Raw genomic sequence first — 8,067 nt, 5'->3', positions numbered from 1 at the left:
AAAACTTAACATTATAAAAGAACTTTTATTAAATTTACCATTCAAGGCACACACAATGTGTATAATTCATAAGGGTTTCATAGGTTTTCGAGCATTATCACCCGCATCAATTTTGGTGTGTAAATTGAAAGGTTTGAAGCCCGAAATCCCTTACGAAATCATACACTCAACGTTATGCGGCACTTTAGGACAGCAGTACACATATGAAAAATTGGTTTAAGAAAGATAAATTTGTTGACTATAAAGAGCGTCTAAAAAAAGCTTTCCCGAAAAATTTGGAGAGTGATTTAAATGTCGTACTTGATATAATTCCGTTTGATGAAAACAGGATTAAATTATATGATGGAAATACTCATATGGTTAGCGATTTGATTCATGAGAATTTTTACACTACAAAACTTGATTCAGAAGAATTAGAAATACCTGTTAGACTTTATTTTAATGAGCCAAGCTCCTCTAAGGAAAAATCTTTAACTGAAAAGCAACAAGCAATTTTAAGCTGTATCTATCTAAGACATCATAATGGATATTTAAGACAAAGACGATTAGAAAACTTAAAAGGGATTAATTTTTATTGGATTACACCATTTACTTTCCAATTACTAGGCGAATATGTTTTTGAAATTCTTGAAGTGTTGGATAATCAATTGGATGACTCACAATTAGAGAATTCTAAAAAGTATGTATTAGAAAATCCAAAATATTGGCAGCAAACAGAAAGTAGAATGATTAGCTACTGGAATGAATATTATCGATTCAAATCCCCGAAAATCAAAACCTATATTGGAAGACTTATATTCGACCAGATTAAAATAAAGACACATGGATTTAAAGTTGACGAGATTGTTGAAATCGGCATTGATTCTAATGAACGTCTTTTCATAAAGCCAAAAAGAGAAAAGTTTACTCTGATTTACAGGACAGCGACTGAAGTTCATTGGGATGAAAAAGGAAAATTTCTTTATTCTCCTAAACCAAGTGCGTGGAATTACATTGATTGGTACAAGCATATTACAAAAATCATTGAGACTGAATGTAAATGCAAACTATTGCTAACTTACAGGACGATATGGACAAACATTTCGGATGATTTAAAGAAACAGATAAAAACAAAAAAAGCGACCGCATAATCGAATAGCCCGCCCCGCTAGTAATCATTAGCAGGGAGAGGCTTTCACACCACTGTACGTACGGGTCTCGTATACAGCGGTTCGTTAAGTTGTGGGGAAATTTTCTTGTAAATGTCGAGCATAGATTCATAACCACGTTTCTTCAATCTTTCAAGCGTAATGGTCGTTCTTAAAATTGGACTCTGAGCTATGACTCATAAAATCATTTTATAGTAAGGTATTCGAGAGGGCTTCGCCGTAGCCCAACCACCCATGATTCATAAAGTACTTATTCTTACGGGCATTCATGAATTCGTTCCTCATTACGTGATCGGGACCATGCATAAGCTTGCCTTTGCTGAACGCCCAAACGAATAAGGCTTCGCTTTTTCTTTTCGGGTTTTTATTCACGAATTCTATTAAAAAAGGTGTTCATGATCTCACTCCGTTCGGTACGACTCCTAAAATGGCTTGAGGCAAATATTTACCCGAACGAACACGCTCTTTCAGTTCTGATTTGTCAATTGACATCAGATCTGAAAGTTTAGTCACGGGCATACGATCAACTCCTGCTGAACCTCGGTTCTTTTGGACTTGATACATCGCTCGCAACAGGTTCTTTCCTGTTAGTATTTGTTCAATCATTTTAGTTTACTTTTTCTTTTCCCTGTTCCGCTTAATACAAAGCTAGAGCCTAAAAACAACAGCTTCTTTGCAACATTTGGAACAACTTAACGTTCAGCCCTTCACTGCTCTGTGAGTCCTCCACAATCTCTATTTGTGGCTCATGGTCTTACAGCTACTATGGCCTCGGCTGAGTTGCTCATAAAATAATTCCATGGGAATTCGCGATTTCCGCTTCGCTCCAATTCTCACCATAACCAACTCGTGGTTGATGAGATCTCCCTTGGTAAGGTAAATGTCCTTCCGTCTAATCCTGCGGGATCTACATAACTATCCTTTTGGTACTCGTTGGGCTTTGCAGTGATGTGCCTACTTACCCAGATAACAATGCCTCGTATCCCGTTGGTTCATTCTTGCCTATATAAAATGGTATTCACAATCTCACAAGTTCGGTACTGTTCGTCAGTTCAGACTTTTGCCGGTTGGCTTACTTCAGTGCATGGGTCACCCCAAACCACCTTGCCACTTGCTAATGCTTCCAGGAGTCACCCCAGTGCATAAGGGACTTACACCCTCTGGAAAAAAAATACACCCTCCAAGAATCATTGTTTATGCTAAATTTGTATATTTAACATTTTCAACAACCTTTCGGTGGGTGTGATCATGCTCATGCAGGGCACACACAAAAGCTAAATTTCATGGGCGCTGATGAGCAGTTCGAATGTTTAGTACAATTAATGAACACCAGCAAGCCAATTCAATTGGCTTGTTCAAATATTAATACGAAAATTTAATCGGCTTGCTTATTTGGCGGTTTGAAAGATCAGCTCTTTAAAGTCGCCCACGAAACTTAGCAAGACCGTTGTGCTTCATTATAAAAAAGCCAGCCGCACAAACAGCACATTTGGTTTTTTGCCGACACGAAAGCCAACTCAGAAAAAACCAAAAGAGCTGTTTTCTGCCAACGCTCAAACAAAATAATGAAAATCGTAAATTGAATAAAAAAAAGAACGTATTTTAAACAACTGAAAGCCAACCGAAAAAATGGAGATAACCGAAAAACTACTAATTGAATTACAAAACCGACTTAAAGTTGGTAGTCGAAGAGGAGTCCATTTAAATGCAATTCCAGCTCGTTCAAGATACAAATTTGACTTAACAAGATTATCTCATATTGACGAGAATCTTCCTAAGAACTTTATCAATTCCTTATTAACCGAATTACCTCTTAAGTTTAAAGTTAGTTGGAAAGATAACGTTCCTGATTTGAACTCACTTTTTGAAGAAGACCAAACTCAGTTAGTGAAAATCACAAAGTCCTTTGAAAATTTAATTAATCAAACAGATGCAATAGAATCAGAAAAAGGAATAAATACATTTGGTTTTGGCTTTCCGATACTTGTAAGAAGAGACCAATCAGACAACAAATTAACAGTTGCTCCTATTTTAATTTGGTCGTTAAGAATAAGAAGAACGAAAGAATTTAACACTTGGGAAATACTACGAACAGAAGATGACCCAATTTATATAAATGAGGTTCTAATAAATCATTTACAAAATGATTCCAAAATTGAGATTAATCAAATTTCAACTGACTTATTGGATGATGGCTTAATTGACAAAAGTGAACTTTTGGATATTTGTACAAATATTATTGAATCCATAAACAGTTCAATTCCAGATGACCTTCGCGAAACATTTGAGAAAAAACTAAATGAAATAAAATCTATTCCAGAAAAGAAACATTACGAAAAACTACCATTAACATCTAATAATTCATTTATAGATTTTGGCGGACTTTTTTCAATTTTTGAGGTTCAGAAACAAAATATTATTCACGATTATGGGAATTTACTAGAATTAAAAGGAGCAACAATTGACCTTGAGGATATGGAAGAACACACGTTTCAACCAATATCATCAGTCGAAACCGACCCTTCGCAACAAGGAATTTTACATTCTCTAAAAGCATCTCGAAACATTTTAATACAAGGCCCTCCAGGAACAGGAAAAAGTCAATCTCTTACTGCTATTTTAGTAAATGCTTTAGAAAATCAAAAAAAGACAATTGTTGTTTGTGAAAAACGAACTGCTTTAGAAGTACTTCACAATGCCCTAAATGAAAAAGGTCTTAATTATCAATGCGTTCTGCTAAAGGATATTGTTAAAGACAGAAGATTAGCAGTTGATTCAGTAAGAGATAGAGTAGATAATTCTTCGTATCGCAGATATAGATACACTCACTCTAAAGAAACTTTAGATAATATTATTGAAAAATCAAAAGCGTTAATTGATTCAATAAATAAGCGACATAAAAAATTAGGAGAAAATTTAATCGGCAATAAAAACTGGACTCACATTGTTGGCTCTTTATTATTAGAATTAAAAGACAATTCCGAAGAATACAATCTTGATTTGGCAAAAGACACATTCAGCTATGAATCATCTGAACTGAATCATCTATTAGAAATAATCAGGAAAGGGCAAAATTTATATGACGAGTTTAAACCTAATAAAAGCCTTTCTTTTATAAACTCTGCAAAATTAATTGGAGACAATCCATTTATTATAGAACATCAGATTGAAGAAGATTTTTCAATCTATAAAAAAGAGTTGAATATAATATTAGATGACATTTTAAAATACGAGTTAGAATATTATAAAATTAGAAATGAGCAATTTAACTTACAAAAAACATTAATTAATGATATTGAAACTTCTATCCAAAATATCCTAATAAAACACCAATCAAATAATGATTTTTTAGATGAGGGAAAAACAAATGGATTTTTATATAAAACTATTTCCCTCTTCTCAAAAGAAAAGAAAACTACACTTATTGACCAAAAAACAATAAATTCCCTTTTTGAAGATTATTCATCAAAAACGAACCATAGCAAGGACATTGAAAGTATTAATTTTTCTAATTCTATAAAAGAGAATCAAAACATTCTCAAAAACCATAAGATATTTATTGAGAGAATTAATGTTGAATTTCAATCGAAAATCAAAAATGAGTATAAATTCCTAGACTTACTTAAATCAACTGAAAAAGAATTTGATACAGAGCTACTACAATTAATAAAAGCAAACTTTAGTAACTTAAAGTCTAAAATCAAAGAACAAAATTGGACTGACAAAGAATTGAATGGAGATTCACACAATATATTAATTTCTCAAATTCAGACTTTAATTAATTCAAAAGAATGCTTTTTTGCAAATGAAAACGACCTTTTTTCGATTGAGTTTAAGTGGTATCAATTTCACAATTCTTTATCAGTAGAGAATAAGTTAATCATTGACCAATTAAAGGAAAAAACAAATTGGAGAAAAACATTTTTAATTTTCTACCTTAATTCTATGCTTGTAAATTCTGCAAATACAGATTTACCAACAAATGATAATGACCATATTGAATTAGGAAAATCTTTGTCTGAACTTGAAAAAGAACAAATTAAATATATTAGAGAATATTGGTTTTCAAAACAAATAGATGCAACCAGAGAATTTGACCTTAAGAATCCAAATTTAGCGGTTGAAAATTTATATAACAAACGAGCAGGTAAACGACATAAAAGATTATCCTTACGAGAAATAGTAAAGTTGGATATGGATTTATTCACTACTTTTTTCCCCATAATCCTAACAACTCCAGACGTAGCAAGTAACCTTTTTAAAGGCAAAAATCAATATTTTGATATTGTTATGTTTGATGAGGCAAGTCAATTAAAATTAGAAGACAATTTACCCGCACTTTTAAAAGGGAAACAAATTATCATTGCAGGAGATGAACACCAAATGCCTCCTTCAAATTATTTCAGCAAAATATTTGATGGTGTAATTGATGATGAAGATGAATTTGAAGATGAAATAGATAAAATTAAAAGCGATATAAGTAATTCACTTTCAGATTGTGAATCACTTCTTGATTTTGCATCTGAATTAGGTTTTGAGAAAAAATATTTAGACTTTCATTATCGTTCAAGGCATCCATATCTAATTGATTACTCAAATTATGCTTTTTATAATCAACGATTGAAACCACTTCCAAACGGTTTTGAATATATTCCAATAAATTATGTTCCCGTAAATGGCACATATTCCGATAATTCTAATGATGCAGAAGCAGAAACAATTCTGTCAATTATTGATAACAATCTTTCAAGACTTCCAAACGGAGAATATCCAACAGTTGGAGTAGCAACTTTTAACATCAATCAACGAAACCTAATTCTAGGCAAGATTAATGAAAGAAGAAAATTTGAAAAATACAGCGGCTTTAACGATAAAATTATTGAGCTTGAAGAAAACGGATTTTTTGTTAAAAACTTAGAAAATATTCAAGGAGACGAAAGAGATGTAATAATTCTTTCAACAACTTATGGTATTAATAAAGATGGAAAATTTGCCCAAAGGTTTGGTTCAATAAATCATCAAAAAGGATACAAACTATTAAATGTTATCGTTACAAGAGCAAAGTACAAAGTATATGTTTGTTCTTCAATTCCAGAAGATGTTTTTTTAAATTACAAAGAGCACTTAATAAATGAAGGTTCAAATAACCGCAGAGGTGCTTTATATGCTTATTTAGCATACTCAAAGGCTGTTAGTGAACAAGATAATGAAGCAAGAAATTCGGTCTTAAATACACTCGCAGAAAATTCCACAAAAAGCACTACAATTGATAACTTAAACGATGACCTCGAATCTCCATTTGAAGAGGAAGTTTATGAAGCTCTAACTGAACATTTTGACGAAAAAAATATAATTCCTCAACTTCAGTTTGCAGGTTTTAGAATTGATATGGTTTATGACACAAAACAACTTGGACTTCCAAAAATTGCAATAGAATGTGATGGAGCTGCTTATCATTCAAGTCAAGAAGCATATTTGCACGATAGACATAGACAAAAGATTCTTGAAGGACACGGTTTTGTATTTCATAGAATATGGAGTACAAATTGGTGGAGAAACCCACAAAAGGAAACAAAGAAATTAGTTGAATTCATAAAAAGCATTGAAAATAGTAATTCTTCAATTTTTGAAGATAAATCAAAAACAAGATTAGCGTTTACAGATAATATTACGATTATCGAAAATGAGCTTTCTAAAGTTTCGCCACACCTTAAAAAGGATTTAAAAGAAACAATTGAAGCTGTAAGTAAAACAATTGAAACTGCAAGAGAAAAAGAGGAAGTTCAAACAGAGTTATTTAAAGAAACCATTACTATCAATAGTAAAGTGAAAGTAAAATATTTGAATATAGATAAAGATTTGAAAGTTCATTTAGTAGAACAAACTGTGTCAAAACTTGAAAAATCCAATGGTATTCAGAAAATTAATATTAACACACCTTTAGGAGTTGCCTTAAAAGGGAAATCTGTTGGTGATACTGTAAGAATTGGTGGATTGGACAAATATGTTAGAATATTAGAAATTATCAATTAAGCCAACGCTAAAAGCCATACACATTTGCAATTCGCACCAGCCGCCACACAAACCAAAAATTGCAAAAGAGTATGTCTTTGCCAACGCTATCAACAAGACGAAAAAGAATAACGAAAGCACAGTCGAGTAAGCTAGGGGAATTTGACTTCGTCGATTTTCAATTCACCCCTAACTTCTCACAGAACCGTACGTAGATGCAATTATTACGAAGCAGATACAAGCGAAGCTCATTCAGCTTATCTCTCAACAGCTCCATTTTACCGAGTTTCTAATAGGAGTAAGTTGCGACTTACACAAGAAATTACCGATGAGATTGACCACCAGCTCCCGAAGCCTCGGGACTAATGCTTCCAGGAGTCACCCCAGTGCATAAGGGACTTACACCCTCTGGAAAAAAAATTACATCCCTCGAATAATCTTTGTTTATGCTAAATTTGTATATTTAACATTTTCGAAGACCTTTCGGTAGGTGTGATTATGCTCATGCAGGGCACACACATTTTGTATAAGTAATGGCAGGCAAAGTGCTAAATATCAAGGCTTGTAGCCCGCTCAAACAGCATAGCGGTTGGACCGGAAATTACCACGCAATCTGCCACTACTCATACAATTTACCGTTATGCATAATTTTAAAAAAGACAAAATCGACGATTAAAAAACAATAAAACCAAAATATGAAAGCTTTAAACCTAATCTTATTCTGCCTGATTTTTGGCAATATTTTCGGACAGGAAATAACAGAAAAAGAAATCGAAACAAATGTTTCAGAAGTGACCGTCTTCATCGAAGGTGCGCAAATAACCCGACAAAAAACGGTTGAACTTGCTCAAGGTGGATAAATCGCTCCATTATGTGCCACCCATTTCGGTTCAAAGTGTGCCACTGA

At 33.0% G+C, this 8,067-nt stretch carries 5 protein-coding genes; 3 read left to right on the top strand and 2 right to left on the bottom strand.

Annotation, left to right across the window (positions count from 1 at the left end):
- Positions 1 to 203: 203 nt before the first annotated feature.
- Positions 204 to 1,130, top strand: coding sequence for a hypothetical protein (locus QUH73_RS20380; RefSeq protein WP_289532293.1), 927 nt, complete (start codon positions 204 to 206; stop codon positions 1,128 to 1,130).
- Between the two features lie 207 nt (positions 1,131 to 1,337).
- Here the strand turns inward: QUH73_RS20380 and QUH73_RS20375 are convergent, their stop codons facing one another.
- Both QUH73_RS20375 and QUH73_RS20370 read right to left on the bottom strand, forming a co-directional pair.
- Positions 1,338 to 1,520, bottom strand: a complete 183-nt coding sequence (locus QUH73_RS20375; RefSeq protein ID WP_289532292.1) for a hypothetical protein — start codon at positions 1,518 to 1,520, stop codon at positions 1,338 to 1,340.
- A 21-nt stretch (positions 1,521 to 1,541) separates the two neighbouring features.
- Positions 1,542 to 1,712 carry a hypothetical protein gene (locus QUH73_RS20370; RefSeq protein WP_289532291.1) on the bottom strand — a complete coding sequence of 57 codons (171 nt, stop codon included), beginning with the start codon at positions 1,710 to 1,712 and terminating at the stop codon, positions 1,542 to 1,544.
- Positions 1,713 to 2,777: 1,065 nt separating this feature from the next.
- On the opposite strand from QUH73_RS20370, the gene QUH73_RS20365 reads away from it, so the two are divergent.
- Together QUH73_RS20365 and QUH73_RS20360 are read left to right on the top strand one after the other, a co-directional pair.
- Positions 2,778 to 7,181: an AAA domain-containing protein gene (locus QUH73_RS20365; protein WP_289532290.1), complete on the top strand. Its 4,404-nt coding sequence runs from the start codon at positions 2,778 to 2,780 to the stop codon at positions 7,179 to 7,181.
- Between the two features lie 674 nt (positions 7,182 to 7,855).
- Positions 7,856 to 8,020 carry a hypothetical protein gene (locus tag QUH73_RS20360; protein ID WP_289532289.1) on the top strand — a complete coding sequence of 55 codons (165 nt, stop codon included), beginning with the start codon at positions 7,856 to 7,858 and terminating at the stop codon, positions 8,018 to 8,020.
- Positions 8,021 to 8,067 lie beyond the last annotated feature (47 nt).

Source organism: Labilibaculum sp. K2S (genome assembly GCF_030372765.1).
Taxonomy (GTDB): Bacteria; Bacteroidota; Bacteroidia; order Bacteroidales; family Marinifilaceae; genus Labilibaculum.
Note: the sequence above shows the minus strand (reverse complement) of the source record. Positions and strands in the feature narration are given on the sequence as shown.

What these genes read in the sequence shown, in the direction of transcription:
- QUH73_RS20360 (WP_289532289.1), top strand. Translation starts at nt 7,856, where the DNA reads ATGAAAGCTTTAAACCTAATCTTATTCTGCCTGATTTTTGGCAATATT.
- QUH73_RS20370 (WP_289532291.1), bottom strand. Translation starts at nt 1,712, where the DNA reads ATGTATCAAGTCCAAAAGAACCGAGGTTCAGCAGGAGTTGATCGTATG.
- QUH73_RS20380 (WP_289532293.1), top strand. Translation starts at nt 204, where the DNA reads ATGAAAAATTGGTTTAAGAAAGATAAATTTGTTGACTATAAAGAGCGT.
- QUH73_RS20365 (WP_289532290.1), top strand. Translation starts at nt 2,778, where the DNA reads ATGGAGATAACCGAAAAACTACTAATTGAATTACAAAACCGACTTAAA.